Origin of the sequence: Qipengyuania vesicularis, from assembly GCF_019711415.1 — a bacterium.
GTDB classification, from domain to species: domain Bacteria; phylum Pseudomonadota; class Alphaproteobacteria; order Sphingomonadales; family Sphingomonadaceae; genus Qipengyuania; species Qipengyuania vesicularis.
In genome coordinates, this window is the sequence record NZ_JAIGNJ010000002.1 from 358,638 (window position 1) to 375,308 (window position 16,671).

Below are 16,671 nucleotides of genomic sequence, written 5' to 3' on the forward strand. Positions count from 1 at the left end.
GCTACGGAAAAACCAAGAGAATCGGGCAGTTTCCCGCATTCTCCCGAGTCCTTTCCCGTGATTTCCCGGGTCGAGTCCCGCAAATTCCCGTGGAAGCCCGCCCGGGCCGCGATCGTTATTCTTCGGCGTCACCACGCGGTCTGGGCACGAGCGGTTGCAGCAGTCCCCATAGCGCCACGCGGCGCGCCTCGGGGACCGGCTCTTGCCCTTCCCAATCGAGGATGGCGGCATCGGCGAAAAGGAATACCTCTCCGCCGCCATAGCCGCACATGGCAAGCAGTCCGTTGTCGTACACGTGGCAGGAGCGCGAACCTTCGCCAGTATCGAAACGCCTGAAATGTCCGGCGAGATTCACAGGAAATCGATACTCATAATGTTCGACCAGCCGTTCGCCATCGACCTGGTCTTCATCGAACAGAAGTTTCACTCCCATTCGATCAAGGATAGGCGACAGCAAGACGACATCCTGCGGTCGGCGGCGGTCACCGATGCCGTAATCCGAATGCCGTGTAAGCATGGGATCGGCGAGGATGAGGGCCTTGCCTCCCCTCACCAGAAATTTGTCGAAGGCCACGTTCTCGGATGGGGCCAGTGGGCGCGGCTGGGCAAGCAACACCCGATCCAGGCCTGCCAGCGCTTCCGTCTCGAGCGTATCGAGAGGTACGATCTCGAACTCGGTTTCGAGTTCGGTGCGGACCCAGTCGGGCTCGCCGCCATCGGACAGTATCGAGGCGATATCGCCCGCCTCGCCCCAGTAGATCGGCAGCGTGGTGAAGAGGCCTAGCCGGGGCTTGGCCTCCTCGGCTTCAGCGACTCCACCCTGGTCCTGCGCCGCACTGCCGTTGCAAGCGGCGAGCGAAAGCAGGAATGCGGCGGCAATCGCGCTATTGCTGGGGCTGGGCATCCTGCACCCCTTGTTCGGGGACGACCGCCGGCGATTGCGTAGCGGTCGGGACGGGCTGTTCCGGCAGGTCGGGCACCACGCCCGCCTCGACCAGCGGGTCCTGCTGGGTAGGGGCAGCCGTGGGTTCGGTCGTCGGCGCTGCGGCAGGGACCGAGACGGCATCCACTTCGCGCGTGCGGTCCTGGATCAGGCTGGCGAGGCCGACCAGTAGCACCATAAGCACAACTCCCCCGATCCCGATCTGCAAGCGCTGGACGGATTGTTCGCGCGAACCGCCAAGCGGAAAATCGGCAGGCTCGGGCAATCCAGGCGCACTGCGGGTGAGATCGAAACTACGCGGCATGCCGGGAAGCTTGGGCATTGCGCGCGCTCCCGTCAATCGCTCTCGTCGAGCCAGTCGAAGACCGGGAGGCCTTTTTCCTCAAGCCACTCGCGATTGTAGAGCGTCGAGAGGTAGCGGAAACCGGTATCGCAAAGGATCGTCGCGACCCGGGGGTTCTCACGTCCTTCCGCAACGAGCTTCTTGCCCAGTTCGACGGCTCCGGCGACATTGATGCCGCTCGACAGGCCGAGGCACAGGCCTTCCTCGCGCAGCAAGCGGGCGACCCATTCCAGCCCTCGCTCGTCCGAGATGCGAAACTGCGTATCGATCGGCGCGCCTTCGAGGTTGCCGGTGATGCGGCCCTGGCCGATGCCCTCGGCAACCGACGAGCCCTCGCCCTTCAGCTCGCCATGCGCGTAGTAATTGTAGAGCGCCGCGCCGTGCGGATCGGTCAGCGCGATGATGACATTTTCGTCCAGCTCTTTCAGGCCCATGCCGACGCCTGCGATCGTGCCACCGGTCCCGGCGGCGCAGGTGAATCCGTCGATCCGGCCTTCCAGCTGTTCCCACAGCTCTTTCGCCGTGCCTTCGATATGCGCCTTGCGGTTGGCGGTATTGTCGAACTGCCCCGCCCAGATTGCACCTTCGGTCTCTTCCGCCATGCGGCGCGAGACGTGCTGGAAGTGGTTGCAATCGGCATATTTGGTCGGCGGGACGGTGACCAGTTCCGCACCCAGCGCGCGGATCGTCTGCATCTTCTCTTTCGACTGGTTGTCCGGCATCACGATGATCGTACGATAGCCGAGCGCATTGGCGACCAGCGCGATACCGATACCGGTATTGCCGGCCGTGCCTTCGACCACGCAGCCGCCCGGCTTCAGCTCGCCGCGCGCTTCTGCATCACGGATGATGTAGAGCGCGGCGCGGTCCTTTACCGAAGCGCCGGGATTGGCGAATTCGCACTTGCCATAGATGTCGCAGCCGGCCTCCTTGCTGGGGCCTTCGAGCCGCACCAGCGGGGTATTGCCGATCAGGTCGAGCGTCTGCTCGCGTACGGGAATTTGTGTCATGCTGGCCGAGGTAGGCGGGCGCCCCGCCCGGCGCAAACAACATCAATCTTCAGGGGCGATAGTAACCTTCAGTCCGTCGAGATCGCCGGTGAAGGGAATCTGGCACGAAAGACGCGAATTCTCGACGCGGTGATCGGAGGATTCGAGCAGGTCGTCTTCGTCTTCGCTCATCTCGGGAAGCTTGCCGGTGAATTCCGGATCGACATGCACGTGGCAGGTCGCGCAGCTGCAGCAGCCGCCGCACAGGGCCAGGAGCTCGTCGAAGCCATTGTCGCGAATGGCTTCCATCACGGTCAGGCCGTCTTCGACCTGGATTTCCGAAGTTTCGCCTTCACGAGTGGTGACGATCAGCTTGGGCATCGATTGCTTCCTGTGTTGCCTTGCCCGCCGCGCGGGCCGTATGCGTGGGGCTGCTATTCAAAGCGAGGCGGGAAGGCAAGCCACACTATGGGTCTCACGACTGAGCAGATACGCGAACATCTCGATGCGGTCGCCGCCGAAGACAAGGTCGTGGCAGGGGCGATCGAGCGCGTGGGCTATCCCGAGGGCCGCATTCGTCCGACCGGATATCGCACGCTCCTTCGCACCATCGTGGGCCAGCAGGTAAGCGTCGCTGCCGCTTCTTCGGTTTGGAACAAGCTGGAAGCCGAACTGGGCGAGGATATGCACGCGCACGAATTGCTCGCGCGCGATTTCGATACGCTCAGGGCATGCGGGCTGTCGCGCCAGAAACAGGGCTATGCGCGCAGCCTGTGCGAGCTGGTGGCAGGCGGAGAGCTCGATCTCGAGAACCTGCCTGTCGATGACGAGGAAGCGATTGCAGAACTTACCCGGATCAAAGGTATCGGGCGCTGGTCGGCGGAAATCTATCTGCTCTTCGCCGAAGGGCGGCCGGACATCTGGCCGGCGGGTGACCTCGCCGTGCAGGCCGCCTGCGGGAAGCTGCTCGACCTCGCCGAGCGCCCGACCGAAAAGGAAACGCGCGCGCTGGCTGAAAAGTGGAAGCCCTATCGCGGGGCGATGGCCATCTTCACCTGGCATGCCTATGCCGATCCGGCACTTTAGCCCTTAGCGCGTCATTGCGAGCCAAAGGCGAAGCAATCCATCGACCGACCTTTGACTTTGAACTGCCAGTGGATGATGGATTGCCGCGTCGCCCCCATGGGGCTCCTCGCAATGACGAGAGGACAGGAAAAGAACTACGTATGACTACGCGCAAGGCCATTTTCATCACCGGCGGGGCATCGGGCATCGGCCGCGCCATCGCGCTCTACTTCGGCCAGCGCGACTGGTTCGTCGGACTTGGCGACGTGGACGAGCACGGCATGCTGGCGACCGAGGACATGATCGGCCACGGCTTTGTCTTCCACCACAAGTTCGACGTGCGCGACCGCGCCGCGTGGGATGATGCGCTCGACAGCTTTGCGACCGCTTCAGGCGGACGGATCGACGTACTGGCGAACAATGCGGGGATCCCGCTCGGCGGCGCGCTGATGGAAAACAGTGTCGAGGAAATCGAACGCTGCCTCGACATCAACCTGAAAGGCGTGCTTTTCGGGGCGCAGGCCGCCTATCCGCATCTGAAGAAGACCGCACCGGGCTCCTGCCTTCTCAACACCGCCAGCGCTGCAGGCGTCTATGGCACGCCCGGAGCGAGCGTCTACAGCGCCACCAAGTTCGGTGTGCGTGCCATCACCGAGAGCCTCGACGGCGAATGGGCGGAAGACGGCATCAAGGTCCGCTCGATCATGCCGAGCTTCATCGACACGCCACTGCTCGATCACAACCCCAATGCCAAGACCAACGAAGATATCCGCAGCCGGGTGACCGATGCGGGCCTCGAGATCACGCCGGTCGAGGAAGTGGCCAAGGCCGCCTGGGACGCCGTGCATGGCGAGAAGCTGCACACGCTGGTCGGCAAGACCGCCAAGAAGATCGCATTCGGTGCGCGCTGGATGCCCGGGCGTGTACGCCAGCAGACGCGCGCTTCGGCACGGCCGCTTGGGCAGTAAGCTAGACCAGCTTGTCGATCTTCTTGGCCATGTTCACGTCGCGCAGCGACAGGCCGCCCGCGTCATGCGTGGTCAGCGTGATCTCGACCCGGTTGTAGACGTTGAACCATTCGGGATGGTGATCGCGCTTTTCCGCGATGATCGCGATCCGCGTCATGAAGGCGAATGCCTCGGCGAAATCGGAGAATTCGAACTTGCGCTCGATCGCCTTGCCTTCGCGGGCGAGCGACCATTCGGGCAAGGCGCGCATCCAGCTATCGCGTTCTTCCTGCGTTAGTTCTTCGACAGACATCGCGCGAATCTCCTCTTGCTTGACGCGCCCTGCTTGTGGGCATGGGGGCTTTTGCCTAACGCTGCGTGCCATGCAAGCGCAGCTGACCGCTATCGACATCGCATGCCGCCGCGGGGACCGGTTGCTGTTCAAGGGCCTTTCACTGGCCTGCGCGCCCGGTGACGCCGTGCATGTCACCGGCCCGAACGGTGTCGGAAAGTCGAGCCTGATCCGTATTCTCGCCGGTCTCCTGCGTCCCTTCTCGGGCGAAGTCACCGCGGAGGGCGGCTTGGGTCTTGTGGACGAGCGGCTCGCGCTCGATCCGAACCAGCCACTCGGCAAGGCGCTCGCCTTCTGGGAGCGGCTGGACGGGTGCAGCGAGCCGGGCCGCACGCTCGATCTGTTGCAACTGGAACCGCTGCTGGACGTCCCGGTGCGGTTCCTTTCGACGGGCCAGAAGAAGCGCGCGGCACTGGCGCGGCTACTCAATCGCCATTGCCCGATCTGGCTGCTCGACGAACCGCTGAACGGCCTCGATGGCCAGGCGCAAAAGAGCGTCGAGGCGCTTGTGGCGCAGCATTGCGACAGGGGCGGGATTGCAGTCGTGGCCTCGCACCAGCCGATCGCCCTGCCCTCTCCTACACTCCTCGGCATCGAGGACTACGCCGCGTGAGCGCCGCGTGGACCCTGCTACGCCGCGATCTCGGCCTGCTGATGCCCGGCGGCAGCGGCGGAGGCGTGCTTCCGCTGCTGTTCTTCCTCGCCGTGGCGATGCTGTATCCCTTTGCGGTTGGGCCGGAGCCGGAGCTGCTTGCAAGGACCGGCGGCGGGGTGATCTGGGTCGCTGCTCTCCTCGCCGCGATCCTGCCGCTCGAAAAGCTGGTGACGGATGATGTCGAGGCGGGTGTCTTCGACCAGCTCCACCTGCGCGGGGTGACGGAGGAGCTCGCCATGGCAGTGCGCCTCATCGCGCACTGGCTCGCCTTCGCACCGCTGCTCCTGATTGCCACCTTGCCCGCAGCCGCACTGCTAGGCCTTGGCGAGGAAACGACGCAAACCGTCCTGCTCGGGCTGCTAGCGGGTACGCCTGGCCTCGCCGCAGTCGGCCTCGCCGTTGCGGCCCTAACGGCCAGCATGCGCGGCGGCGCGGCGCTCGCCGGCCTGATGGTGATCCCGCTGGCTGTGCCGATCCTGATCTTCGGAGCAGGCGCCCTTGCCCGCCCCGATCCCTCGGCCTTGCTCCTGACGGCAGCGATCAGCCTGGGACTATGCGCGCTGGCACCCCTTGCCGCAGCGGCAGCAATCAGAGCGGCGCGGGAAGCCTAGTTGTAAGGGGGCTTGTGCAGGCCCTTGGGGCTGGTCGTGAAGATCTCCACCCCGTCCTCTGTGATGCCGATCGAGTGTTCGAACTGGGCCGAAAGCGACTTGTCGCGGGTCACGGCCGTCCAGCCGTCGCTCAGCATCTTGGCGTGCGGGCGACCGAGGTTGATCATCGGTTCGATGGTGAAGAACATGCCGGGCTTCAGGAGCGGCCCCGTGCCCTTGCGCCCGGTGTGGATCACCTCGGGCGCGTCGTGGAACAGGCGGCCGAGGCCGTGGCCGCAGAATTCCTGCACGACACCGTAGCGATGCGAACGCGCATGACCTTCGATCACCGCGCCGATATCGCCCAGCCGCGCGCCGGGCTGGCTCGCCGCCTCGATGCCGAGCATGAGGCATTCATAGGTGATCTCGACGAGCCGCTTGGCCTTAAGCGCAGGCTCGCCTGCGAAGAACATGCGGCTGGTATCGCCGTGCCAGCCGTCGAGCAGCGGGGTCACGTCGATATTGACGATATCGCCTTCCTTCAGAGCCTTCTCCGAAGGGATGCCGTGGCAGATCACATGATTGATCGAAGTGCAGCAGCTATGCGCATAGCCGCGATAGCCCATCGTCGCGGGGACCGCGCCCGCATCGAGCATCATCCCGCGAACCTTGTCGTCGATCGCGCCGGTCGTGACGCCGGGTTCGACGAAATCCGTCAGCTCGTCGAGGATTTCTGCGGCAAGGCGCCCGGCCTTGCGCATCCCTTCGAAGCCTTCCGGCCCGTGAAGCTTAATGGTCCCGTCGCGGTAGACGGTCTGTTCGCTGTCGATCACCTGGTATTCGGTCATGCGCGCCCATGTAGCGATCCGGCGCGCAAAATGCGAGTGCGTCAGCGCTTCACCCTGAAAGCGCCTGCATATTCAGGCCTCACGGCGTCGATCACCGAGGCAGTGACCGGGAAATTGAGCTCATACGCGCCCTCGGCATAGGAACCGGCGACATAGGGTCCGAAGTAGATGCCGATCCGGTCGAAATATTCGCCGTCGGAGGAGCCCACGAAGATGCTCGCCTCGTCGAGTCCGGGGCAGTCGTTGAAGAGATCTCCTGCCGAGGAATCCACCGGCATCCCCCGCTTCCTCTCGCGCTCTATATTGAGGCCGTCGCAAAGTGCGGAGCCGAGCGCCGTCTCGAGCGCCACAGGGCTCTTGAACAGCTCACTTCCCGCAAGCGCAATTTCGTTCTGCTTGTCCCACACCAAGGATTGCCGGGTGTAGTTGCCATGCGCTCCGCCTGTATATTCGTAGATGTCTGCGGAGAGGCTCAACCAGCCGGACAGATCGGCTACCACCTTCCACTCCTTCTCGTAGCCTCTGCCCTTGCAGGCTACGCAATCTCCGGGGAAATCGACCAGGGAGCGCTCCCATTCCTCCTTCTGCGCGCCAAGCGCCGCATCGCGCTCCTGCTCGAAGCGCTCGGCCAGGGCGGTCTGCTCGCTTACTGCGGCGGGCCAACTGTAGGTAAATTCGCGGGTCCCGCCGTCTCGTTCTTCCTTGTCGGTCATCTCGACCGCATCTGCGGCAGCGGTCGGGCTGGTTGCAGCACTGGCTGAAACCGTCGCCACGGCATTTTCCGCCTCGCCACTGTCGCTCGTTTCGGAGCAAGCAACGCTCGACAGAGCCAGCGAAATCAGGAACAGGGGCGCACGCATCGAATTACCTTCGAAAAGACACTTTGCTACCCGAGGGGCTTATATCATGGCTGACAAGGCCGACCTAATCCAGGCGGATCGCGGACAGGACGCTATCCCCATCCATCTCGTCAACAAGGACAGTTTTCCCGACTGGGTGAAGAAACTGTCGGCTGGCCAGCGCGCTTCGCTCGATGCGCAGAAGTTCGATGGGTGCGGATACCAGGTCGGTATCGTCCCCGATGGCGATACCTGGTTCGTCGTCGGCGGTGTGGCGAACCCGGACAAGCTTTCGAGCTGGTGTATGGCCAAGCTCGCCGAAACGCTTCCCGCAGGGACCTATCGCCGTGCGAGCGGTGATCCGGGTCCGGCCCTGCACGGATGGCAGACCGCCCAATATTCCTTCCACCGCTACAAGAAGCCAGAAAAGCCACTTGGCCCGCGCATTTTGCTGACCAAGGAAGCCAAGAAGATCGACGCCGCGCTCGCCGAAGCGAAGGCGGTCTGCCTCGTGCGCGATCTCGTGAATACACCGGCCGAGGACATGGGCCCTGCCGCGCTCGAAGAGCAGTGCGAAATACTCGCCAAACAGCATGGCGGGAAGCTTTCGGTCACGCGCGGCGACCAGCTCGAGAAGGATTTTCCGATGGTCCATGCGGTCGGCCGGGCAGCTGCACGCCATCACGCGCCGCGCATCATGCACCTCACCTGGGGCAAGGAGAGCGACCCGGTTGTCGCGGTAGTCGGCAAGGGCGTGTGCTTCGACAGCGGCGGGCTCGACGTGAAAAGCTCTTCGGGCATGCTGCTGATGAAGAAGGACATGGGCGGTGCGGCGCATGCGATCGCGCTGGCCGGACTGATCATGGGCGCCAAGCTTCCGGTCAGGTTGCATCTCTTCATTCCCGCCGTCGAGAATGCCATTGCCGGCAATGCTTTCCGTCCTGGCGATGTGCTGAACACCCGCAAGGGGATTACCGTTGAGATTGGCAATACCGACGCCGAAGGGCGGTTGATCCTCGGCGACGCTCTCACCCGCGCGAGCGAGGAGAAGCCCGAGTTCATCGTCGACTTCGCAACCCTCACTGGCGCTGCACGCGTTGCGCTCGGCCCGGAATTCCCGGCGCTCATGACCCGCCGCGACGACACCGCCCAGGCCCTGATCGACGCGGGCAAGGCTCACGACGATGAACCCTGGCGCCTGCCTCTCCCCGAGGTCTATGCCGAATGGCTGTCCTCCGAAATCGCCGATACCAATAACGCGCACGCCAATTCCTACGCAGGTGCTAGCGTGGCAGGGCTGTTCCTCGACAAATTCGTGGGAGATGGGATCGACTGGGCGCATTTCGACACCTTCGCCTGGCGCCCCTCTGCAAAGCCCGGACGCCCGAAGGGCGGCGAAGCCTATGGCCTTCGCGCCAGTTGGCACATGCTCAACAAGCGTTTCAAAGCGGCATAGTTGCCTTTCGGGAACTTGCCCCGCACGCAAGCCGCGGTTAAGCGCCCGCAAGTGCAACAGGGAAATGACTAAGTGAGCGAAGCGGCGGATTACAGCCTTCCCCAAGGTATTGTCGGTCTCAAGGGCCCGGTCAAAAAGCCGGCCCCCGGCACGCTTCCCCTGCGCGGCGACCTTGCGCATATCGCGCTCGCGCAAGGCTTCCTCTCGGCCCACTACGTGGTGCCCCACAAGCGCCTGATCGGCGACCGGGACGTGGTGCTCAAGGTTGCCATGCGTGACGATGCCGGTGACGGCGTCACGCTGGGCGCCGGAACGCCCGTTGAACTGCTCGACGAAGCAGGCGACTGGCTTTGGGTCACCCGCGGTCCTGAAGGGCCGAGCGGCTACCTGCGCGCCGGCGCACTCGCCCCCGACAGTGACGCATAAGGTCTTTATCGACGGGGCTGCGGGAACCACCGGGCTCGAAATCGCGCAGCGGCTCGAAGGCCGGAGCGAATTCACGCTCATCACGCTCGACGATGCGCAGCGCAAGGACACTGCTGCCCGGCGCGAAGCGTTGAACGAGGCAGATGTCGCGATCCTGTGCCTGCCCGACGATGCCGCACGCGAAGCTGTCGAACTGATCGATCCGGCAGGCGGCACGCGCGTGATCGACGCATCCAGCGCCCACCGTACCGCCGATGGCTGGTGCTATGGATTTCCCGAGCTTGTCGGCAGCGAACGCGTGGCCGATGCGCGCCGGGTGAGCAATCCCGGCTGCTACCCCACCGGCTTCCTCGCGCTGGTGGCGCCGCTGGTGCGGGCAGAGTTGCTGCCGTCCGACTGGCCTTACACCGTTAATGCGGTGAGCGGCTATTCGGGCGGAGGGAAGGCACTGATCGAGCGGTTCGAAAACGAAGGTGCGCCGGCCTTTCGTTCCTACGGCTACGATTTGTCGCATAAGCATCTGCCCGAGATGAAAGCGCATGCCGGGCTCGATCATCCGGTCCTCTTCGCCCCCTCGGTCGTGGCGGCTTATCGCGGGATGATCGTCGAAGTCCCGCTCCATCTCGGCGCGATGGCAAATGATCCGCATTCCGATGAGCTTCGCGAGGCGCTGGCGGCATTCTACAAAGGTTCGGCGGTCGTTTCCGTGAGCCGAGACCCTGCCCCGGCAGAGCTGCTGCTAGAGCCCCGCGCCGAGCCTACGGACGCAATGGAACTGTTCGTTTTCGGCAATGAGGGCGGCTGGAATGCGCGTCTCGTTGCGCGGCTCGACAACCTCGGCAAGGGCGCCAGCGGAGCGGCAGTGCAGAACCTGAACCTGCTCTGCGGCCTACCCGAGACTTCGGGCCTGATCCTGCCCGCTGCCTAAAATTTAGGCAGGCCCCGTCCAGCCTTTGGGCAGTCGCTATCAGCCCTGCCAACTCAACCCGCGCAAAACCGCCATTTCGCATTTGGCACGCTTCTTGGAACGACGCGCGGGAAATGACATTAGGTTGGTGTGCGGATTCTCTGCCGCGCGGCAACAGACGGGACCGGTGGACACGTGAAAAAGATCGAAGCGATCATCAAGCCCTTCAAGCTCGACGAGGTGAAGGAGGCGCTGCACGAGATCGGCGTCTCGGGCATCACCGTGACCGAGGCCAAGGGCTTCGGGCGCCAGAAAGGCCATACCGAGCTATATCGCGGCGCCGAATATGTCGTCGACTTCCTGCCCAAGGTGAAGCTCGAGGTCATCGTGCCCAGCGACATTGCCGAACGCACCGTCGAAGCGATCGCAGCCGCGGCGCAAACCGGCCGGATCGGCGACGGCAAGATCTTCGTCAGCGCGATCGAGAGCGCCCTGCGCATCCGCACCGGCGAAAAGGACGAAGACGCAATCTGATTTTCCTGCCCGCAGGTCGCGCGGGCGCCAACACGAACATTCCCAACGGAGATTACTACCATGGCAAGTGCAAGCGACGTCCTCAAACGCATCAAGGACGAGGACATCGAGTGGGTCGACCTCAGGTTCACCGACCCCAAGGGCAAGTGGCAGCACCTGACCATGGTCGCCAAGACGCTGGACGAGGACCAGCTCGAAGACGGCCTTATGTTCGACGGTTCGTCGATCGCAGGCTGGAAGGTCATCAACGAATCCGACATGATCCTGAAGCCGGACCTCGACCGCGTTTATGTCGATCCGTTCAGCGCCGAACCCATGCTGATCATGTTCTGCGACATCGTCGAACCTTCGACCGGTGAATGGTACGCCCGCGACCCGCGCACGACGGCAAAGCGCGCCGAGGCATTCCTCAAGTCGACCGGTATCGGCGACACGATCTACGTCGGCCCCGAAGCCGAATTCTTCATGTTCGACGATGTCCGCTTCGAAGACGGCTATGCGGGTTCGGGCTACGCCATCGACGACATCGAGCTGCCGACCAACAGCGGCAAGGAATACGAAAGCGGCAACCTCGCTCACCGTCCGCGCGCCAAGGGCGGCTACTTCCCCGTCGCCCCGGTCGACAGCGCTGTCGACATCCGCGGCGAGATGGTCTCGACCATGATCGAAATGGGCCTCAACTGCGACAAGCACCACCACGAAGTGGCCGCCGCGCAGCACGAGCTCGGCCTCACCTTCGGCACGCTGGTCGAAACCGCCGACAACATGCAGATCTACAAGTATGTCGTGCACCAGGTCGCGCATATCTACGGCAAGACGGCGACTTTCATGCCCAAGCCGATCAAGGACGATAACGGTTCGGGCATGCACACCCACATGTCGATCTGGGACGGCGGCAAGCCGACTTTCGCCGGCAACCAGTACGGCGGCCTCAGCGAAAACTGTCTCTACTACATCGGCGGCGTCATCAAGCATGCCAAGGCGCTGAACGCCTTCACCAACCCGACCACCAACAGCTACAAGCGCCTGGTGCCGGGCTTCGAAGCACCTGTGCTGCTCGCCTACTCGGCGCGCAACCGTTCGGCTTCGTGCCGCATCCCCTACGGTGCGGGCGACAAGGCGAAGCGCGTGGAATTCCGCTTCCCCGACGCGATGGCGAACCCCTATCTCGCCTATGCCGCACTGCTGATGGCCGGCCTCGACGGGATCCAGAACAAGATCCACCCGGGCGAAGCCATGGACAAGAACCTCTACGACCTGCCCCCGGCAGAGCTCGCCGACGTTCCGACCGTATGCGGCAGCCTGCGTGAAGCGCTCGAGGCACTCGAGGCAGACCACGAATTCCTGCTCAAGGGCGACGTCTTCACCAAGGACCAGATCGAAGCCTATACCGAACTGAAGTGGGAAGAAGTCCTGCGGGTCGAAACCACGCCCTGCCCGGCAGAATTCGACATGTATTACAGCGCCTAACGCGCACAACCCATTCGAATCCCTGCGCGTTTCCACGCCAGGAGACCAAGCGGCGTCCGGAGCGATCCGGGCGCCGTTTTACATGCGATGTCATCCTAAACAGTTTCTTAGGGTTAGCGCGCTAGGCCATGCGCAAGGGGCGCAATCCGGCGAAACGGGGCACTAATGAACTTCTGGCGCAAGGATATCACGGCTGAGGACGCGGAAACGCGCGCGGACGTCATCATCCAGAAAAAGCGGCGCAAGCAGGACCCCAAGGCCAAGGGCCTCGGTGCGGTCTCCATCGGCCGGCGCGGTGCGCGCGCGATCCATCAGCGCAATGAAGATCGCCACTACCTCAACGGAACCACGGCGCGGGCCGCATTCGGCAACAGCGAGTACGAAGTAAAGATCCTCAACCTGTCTTCGAACGGGGTGATGATCGAACTCGAAGACGAAATTGCCATCGGTGAACGGGTGAGCCTCACCTTCGACGAATGCGCGCCGATCACTGCCGAAGCACGCTGGATCCGCGGACGGAAGGCAGGCCTCGAATTCGTGGCCGAGACGGTGATCATTGCGGATGCCGGCGTGCAGGATTTCATCATCAAGACGATCTCGCGCCAGAACGAGAAATCGGGCCATCCGCTGGACCTGAAGGTCGGACCGGAGCTACGCGCCTGCGACAAACGGCACGAACTCGTCTGGCTTGCCAAGGTCCGTCACGAAGGCGGAGACACCACTGTCCGCGTGCGGAACATCTCCGCCAAGGGAGCGATGATCTCGCTGGCGCGCGAGACCGCGCTTTGCCGCGGGGCGGATGTGAAGCTCTCGCTCGAACAGATCGGCGACTTTCCCGCCCGCATCCGCTGGGCGGCGGATCGCCAGGTCGGCATCGAGTTCGCATCCGACTTCGACGTCTCGGAGCTGGTGCACGAAGCATGCGCCGAACTCGCTCCGCCCGACGATGCCCGTGGCCTCGGCGCGCCCGAGAGGGATGCCGGTTTCTCGGATGAACCCGACAGCCTGCGGGTCAAGCTCGGCAAGGTGACCAATCCCCACCAGCCCCCCGAAATGGAATACAAGCGCCTCACCATCGAGGAACTGTACGCGACGCTCTACCCCAACGGTCGCCCTGAAGACGAGGTGGAGGACGGGAAGGAAAGCACGCCTGACGATAGCGATCAGGCGTAATTCCACTCCAACAAGTCGATTCCCGACAGCGAAGTCCCAAGGTCAGGGTGGCGTTTCGCCAGGGCCTTGCGAGCCTTCTTGAGGTCGCTGCGCAGATAGGGCTTCAGGCCGTCTTCGGCGGGACCCAGATCGAAGCCATGTAGTGCGGCCGAAGCTGCAGTTGCCGTGACCAGCGACTGCTCTGACAAGTATCCCGCAGTCGACGATTGCCAATATCCGTAAACGTCGTCCTGCCACTTGGCAAAGGTACGTGCCGAATTCGCCAGCAACACGCCGAACCCCAGATAGGCCGCGGCACAATCGGTCGAATGCTCCATCAGGTCGGGGCCACCCGGCGGATCGCCCGCCTCCCAGAGCAGGAAGTGGCACAGCTCATGTGCAAAGGTCGCTGCGAGCGCATCGGGGTTCGCAAGCATCTGCGAACTGTACCGGATCGTGGCCACGCCATCCACGACCGAACATGTGCCGCATGCACCCGACCCCTCGGATATGGTGCCGTCCGGCTCATGCTGATTCCCGTCGGGCACAATTTCCAGCCTGCAAGGCCAGTCCCGCATGCGCATGAGCCCCCTCACCGCCTCGAACAGCTCGGGACCAGTTCGCGCAGCAAGAAGATCCGGGTGCGATGGCGCGATCAGTTGTGGCGTAGTGTGTCGGTCACCCAGCATCGTGCGCAACCAGGCGAAGCAGGCAAGCAGCCAGTCGAATTCTTCCTTTGATATCGGCGGTTTGGCGGCGAAGAGCATTCCTCACGTCTAGCCGCTTTGTCTGCGAAAGCCAGACATGGACATTCGGGGATTTTCCTACTCCCCAAGAATCTGCCTAATCCGCGCACCTCGATTTTCTGGAAAGAGGTGCTTCGATGACTCGCAAATCCCTGTTCGATACTGTCCGCAACATGCTCGGTCGCGGGTTGCGCCAAAGCGAGGTCGATAGGCTCGATGCAGCGCTCGATGGCGTTGGAGCGGATTCTTCGCAGGACAGTGTTCCATGTGTTCCAAGCTGTCGTGTTTCGGCGGCGGGCATCCAACTCATCAAAGCATTCGAGGGCTGTGCGCGTTTGCGCCCCGATGGCCTTTATGAAGCCTATCCCGATCCCGGCACAGGCGGTGCCCCCTGGACCATTGGCTGGGGTGCAACAGGCCCTGACATCAAGCCGGGAACGGTCTGGACGAAGGAGCAATGTGACGCGCGGCTGGAAGCAGATGTCGCGCGCCATGCACAGGACGTCGTGCAGGCGATCGGGGACGCGGTCACCACGCAGGGCCAGTTCGACGCGCTTGTCAGCTTCCATTTCAACACCGGTGCGATCCACCGTGCGACGCTCACCAAATTACATCGTAGCGGGGATTCCTCGGCGGCCGAGCAAGAATTCGCGCGGTGGAAATTCGCTGGTGGCCGGGTGCTCAAGGGCCTTGTCCGCCGGCGACGCGAGGAGGCCAGGCTCTATCGTTCGTGAAGGTTTTCGGCAGACTTCTGCGCCAAACGGGCTGGAACCGTTCCGCGATTGCTCCCGTTGATTGACCAAAGGAGTTTGTACCATGCGTATTCTGATGGCCGGAGCGGCAGCGCTCGCGCTTGCCGCCAGCGGAGCTTACGCCCAGGGAAAGGGCAACGGAAATGGAAATGGCGGCGGCAATGCTGCTGCGGAACAAGGCAAGAAGGGCGCCAAGGCCGATCGCGGCCCCCAGCGCGCCCAGCAGGCGGATCGTGGGCCTTCGAGCCGCGGCCAGGGCAACGACAAAATAAATGCCGATCGCGGACCCGACCGGAAAGCCGATCACGGTGAGCGGGCTGGCGGCAATGACCGCTATGAAGACCGGCGCTACTCCGAACGTCGTGACGACCGGCGCGAAGTGCGCGTTCGCTATGACGAGCGCGACGACCGCCGTATCCTGCGCGGCGACCGGGACCGCAGCTGGCTGATCCAGGACCGTGAGCGTGGACTGATTGCCGGCTGTCCTCCGGGCCTTGCCAAGAAACGCAACGGCTGCAACCCGCCGGGACAGGTCAAGGACGATTACCGCCGCAGTATCTTCGGCTATGACTATCGCCCGAGTCTGTTCGGTCTGCTCAATTACGACCGCCGCGGAGACTACCATTACCGTGACGGCTACCTCGTCCGTTACGGGGACCGCGGCATCGCGAGCTGGCTCCCGTTGCTGGGCGGCGCGCTGGGCATCGGCGAAGTCTGGCCGAGCAGCTATCGCAGCTACCGCGTACCCGACTATTACGTCGATTATTACGATCTCGGCGGGGACGACCGCTATCGTTATGCCGACAATGTGATCTACCGGGTCGATCCGGAAGATGCCGCGATCACGTCGATCGCCGCGCTGATCACGGGTGACGAGTTCACTGTCGGCCAACCGATGCCGCGTGGCTATGACGTCTACAACGTCCCCTACGCTTATCGCGACCGGTATTACGACACCCCCGAATACATGTACCGCTATTCGGACGGCTATGTGTACCAGGTCGATCCCGAAACCCGGCTGGTGGCCGCGGCCATCGAGTTGCTCATCTGATCCAGGAGAAAGACCATGAAAGCACGGCTTTCCAAACCCTTGGCGCTGGCCAGCGCAATCGCCAGCCTGGCGATCCTGCCCGCCTGTTCGGCAGAACCCAGCGATTCCTCGGCGGATAGCGCCACGCAGGAGGACGCCACCCGCACGGTTGCCGCTGCGCTGGGCGAATTACCCCAAATGTCCAGCCTCAACTCCGCTGTCTCAGCCTCCGAGCTCGGCTCGGTGTTCGACGGACCGGCGAGTTACACGCTGCTCGCCCCTAACGACGGCGCATTCGAGGCGCTGGGCGATAGCGGCGCGGCCCTGATGACCGAGGATCAGCGCCCGGTGCTGGTGGCATTGCTCCGCGAGCACATCCTGCCGGGACACCTCACGCCGGAGAATATTTCAGAGGCGATCGAGAGCCAGGGCGGTGAAGTGACCATGACGACGCTGGGTGGCGGCAACGTCACCTTCTCGCGTGATGGCGACGCCATTTCCGTATCGAACGGACAAGGCTCGACCGCCAGCTTCTCCGGCGCGGCATCGGCCGGAACAAATGGGGTCATCATCCCGCTCGATACCGTGCTCGTACCCGCAGACGAGCCTGCGGACTGATCCAAGGGC

General features: G+C 63.4%; 21 protein-coding genes. 13 read left to right on the forward strand and 8 right to left on the reverse strand.

From position 1 onward, the window contains the following. Nucleotides 1-115: 115 nt before the first annotated feature. From K3146_RS07335 to K3146_RS07350, 4 genes are read right to left on the reverse strand one after another with little or no spacing between them, the layout of a single operon-like run. On the reverse strand, nucleotides 116-904 hold the full coding sequence (locus K3146_RS07335; protein WP_221545624.1) for a GldG family protein: 789 nt from the start codon (nucleotides 902-904) through the stop codon (nucleotides 116-118). After that, on the reverse strand, nucleotides 885-1,265 hold the full coding sequence (locus tag K3146_RS07340) for a hypothetical protein (protein WP_221545625.1): 381 nt from the start codon (nucleotides 1,263-1,265) through the stop codon (nucleotides 885-887). The genes K3146_RS07335 and K3146_RS07340 overlap by 20 nt, the downstream gene beginning before the upstream one ends. Before the next feature lie 14 nt (nucleotides 1,266-1,279). Beyond that, a complete protein-coding gene (locus K3146_RS07345; protein WP_221545626.1) occupies nucleotides 1,280-2,296 on the reverse strand; it encodes a cysteine synthase A in 1,017 nt (338 codons plus the stop codon). A 42-nt stretch (nucleotides 2,297-2,338) separates the two neighbouring features. Further along, nucleotides 2,339-2,656: a 2Fe-2S iron-sulfur cluster-binding protein gene (locus K3146_RS07350; RefSeq protein WP_221545627.1), complete on the reverse strand. Its 318-nt coding sequence runs from the start codon at nucleotides 2,654-2,656 to the stop codon at nucleotides 2,339-2,341. Nucleotides 2,657-2,743: 87 nt separating this feature from the next. Here K3146_RS07350 and K3146_RS07355 point away from each other — a divergent pair, with 87 nt between their 5' ends. Next, on the forward strand, nucleotides 2,744-3,361 hold the full coding sequence (locus K3146_RS07355) for a DNA-3-methyladenine glycosylase family protein (protein ID WP_221545628.1): 618 nt from the start codon (nucleotides 2,744-2,746) through the stop codon (nucleotides 3,359-3,361). 140 nt (nucleotides 3,362-3,501) lie between these two features. Continuing rightward, nucleotides 3,502-4,308, forward strand: coding sequence for an SDR family oxidoreductase (locus K3146_RS07360; RefSeq protein ID WP_221545629.1), 807 nt, complete (start codon nucleotides 3,502-3,504; stop codon nucleotides 4,306-4,308). Nucleotide 4,309: 1 nt separating this feature from the next. Here the strand turns inward: K3146_RS07360 and K3146_RS07365 are convergent, their stop codons facing one another. After that, on the reverse strand, nucleotides 4,310-4,600 hold the full coding sequence (locus K3146_RS07365; RefSeq protein ID WP_221545630.1) for a 4a-hydroxytetrahydrobiopterin dehydratase: 291 nt from the start codon (nucleotides 4,598-4,600) through the stop codon (nucleotides 4,310-4,312). A gap of 70 nt (nucleotides 4,601-4,670) precedes the next feature. Here K3146_RS07365 and ccmA point away from each other — a divergent pair, with 70 nt between their 5' ends. Together ccmA and K3146_RS07375 are read left to right on the forward strand one after the other, a co-directional pair. After that, nucleotides 4,671-5,252: a heme ABC exporter ATP-binding protein CcmA gene (gene ccmA / locus K3146_RS07370; protein WP_221545631.1), complete on the forward strand. Its 582-nt coding sequence runs from the start codon at nucleotides 4,671-4,673 to the stop codon at nucleotides 5,250-5,252. Then, complete coding sequence (locus K3146_RS07375) at nucleotides 5,249-5,905, forward strand: heme exporter protein CcmB (RefSeq protein WP_221545632.1); 657 nt, start codon at nucleotides 5,249-5,251, stop codon at nucleotides 5,903-5,905. The genes ccmA and K3146_RS07375 overlap by 4 nt, the downstream gene beginning before the upstream one ends. Here K3146_RS07375 and map read toward each other — a convergent pair. Beyond that, nucleotides 5,902-6,732, reverse strand: a complete 831-nt coding sequence (gene map / locus K3146_RS07380; RefSeq protein WP_221545633.1) for a type I methionyl aminopeptidase — start codon at nucleotides 6,730-6,732, stop codon at nucleotides 5,902-5,904. The two genes, K3146_RS07375 and map, sit on opposite strands and share 4 nt — an antisense overlap. Before the next feature lie 41 nt (nucleotides 6,733-6,773). Continuing rightward, nucleotides 6,774-7,592, reverse strand: a complete 819-nt coding sequence (locus K3146_RS07385) for a PdaC/SigV domain-containing protein (RefSeq protein ID WP_221545634.1) — start codon at nucleotides 7,590-7,592, stop codon at nucleotides 6,774-6,776. Nucleotides 7,593-7,638: 46 nt separating this feature from the next. On the opposite strand from K3146_RS07385, the gene K3146_RS07390 reads away from it, so the two are divergent. The 6 genes from K3146_RS07390 to K3146_RS07415 all read left to right on the forward strand — a co-directional run bounded on the left by K3146_RS07390 (nucleotide 7,639) and on the right by K3146_RS07415 (nucleotide 13,537). Continuing rightward, a complete protein-coding gene (locus K3146_RS07390) occupies nucleotides 7,639-9,027 on the forward strand; it encodes a leucyl aminopeptidase family protein (protein WP_221545635.1) in 1,389 nt (462 codons plus the stop codon). 72 nt (nucleotides 9,028-9,099) lie between these two features. Beyond that, nucleotides 9,100-9,453: a hypothetical protein gene (locus K3146_RS07395; protein WP_221545636.1), complete on the forward strand. Its 354-nt coding sequence runs from the start codon at nucleotides 9,100-9,102 to the stop codon at nucleotides 9,451-9,453. After that, complete coding sequence (gene argC, locus K3146_RS07400; RefSeq protein ID WP_221545637.1) at nucleotides 9,443-10,381, forward strand: N-acetyl-gamma-glutamyl-phosphate reductase; 939 nt, start codon at nucleotides 9,443-9,445, stop codon at nucleotides 10,379-10,381. The genes K3146_RS07395 and argC overlap by 11 nt, the downstream gene beginning before the upstream one ends. A gap of 174 nt (nucleotides 10,382-10,555) precedes the next feature. Continuing rightward, nucleotides 10,556-10,894 (forward strand): P-II family nitrogen regulator, encoded by a 339-nt coding sequence (locus K3146_RS07405; protein WP_221545638.1) that lies wholly within the window; start codon nucleotides 10,556-10,558, stop codon nucleotides 10,892-10,894. A 60-nt stretch (nucleotides 10,895-10,954) separates the two neighbouring features. After that, on the forward strand, nucleotides 10,955-12,364 hold the full coding sequence (glnA, locus tag K3146_RS07410; RefSeq protein ID WP_221545639.1) for a type I glutamate--ammonia ligase: 1,410 nt from the start codon (nucleotides 10,955-10,957) through the stop codon (nucleotides 12,362-12,364). 165 nt (nucleotides 12,365-12,529) lie between these two features. Next, a complete protein-coding gene (locus K3146_RS07415) occupies nucleotides 12,530-13,537 on the forward strand; it encodes a PilZ domain-containing protein (RefSeq protein WP_221545640.1) in 1,008 nt (335 codons plus the stop codon). On the opposite strand, the gene K3146_RS07420 is transcribed toward K3146_RS07415, so the two are convergent. Continuing rightward, entirely contained in the window at nucleotides 13,528-14,283 is a 756-nt protein-coding gene (locus tag K3146_RS07420) for a hypothetical protein (protein ID WP_221545641.1), read from the reverse strand. The two genes, K3146_RS07415 and K3146_RS07420, sit on opposite strands and share 10 nt — an antisense overlap. A gap of 116 nt (nucleotides 14,284-14,399) precedes the next feature. Here K3146_RS07420 and K3146_RS07425 point away from each other — a divergent pair, with 116 nt between their 5' ends. The 3 genes from K3146_RS07425 (at nucleotide 14,400) to K3146_RS07435 (ending at nucleotide 16,662) form a co-directional block, all read left to right on the forward strand. Beyond that, a complete protein-coding gene (locus K3146_RS07425) occupies nucleotides 14,400-14,996 on the forward strand; it encodes a lysozyme (RefSeq protein WP_221545642.1) in 597 nt (198 codons plus the stop codon). An 82-nt stretch (nucleotides 14,997-15,078) separates the two neighbouring features. Next, entirely contained in the window at nucleotides 15,079-16,065 is a 987-nt protein-coding gene (locus K3146_RS07430; RefSeq protein WP_221545643.1) for a hypothetical protein, read from the forward strand. Nucleotides 16,066-16,080: 15 nt separating this feature from the next. Continuing rightward, nucleotides 16,081-16,662, forward strand: coding sequence for a fasciclin domain-containing protein (locus K3146_RS07435; protein ID WP_221545644.1), 582 nt, complete (start codon nucleotides 16,081-16,083; stop codon nucleotides 16,660-16,662). Nucleotides 16,663-16,671: the final 9 nt, after the last annotated feature.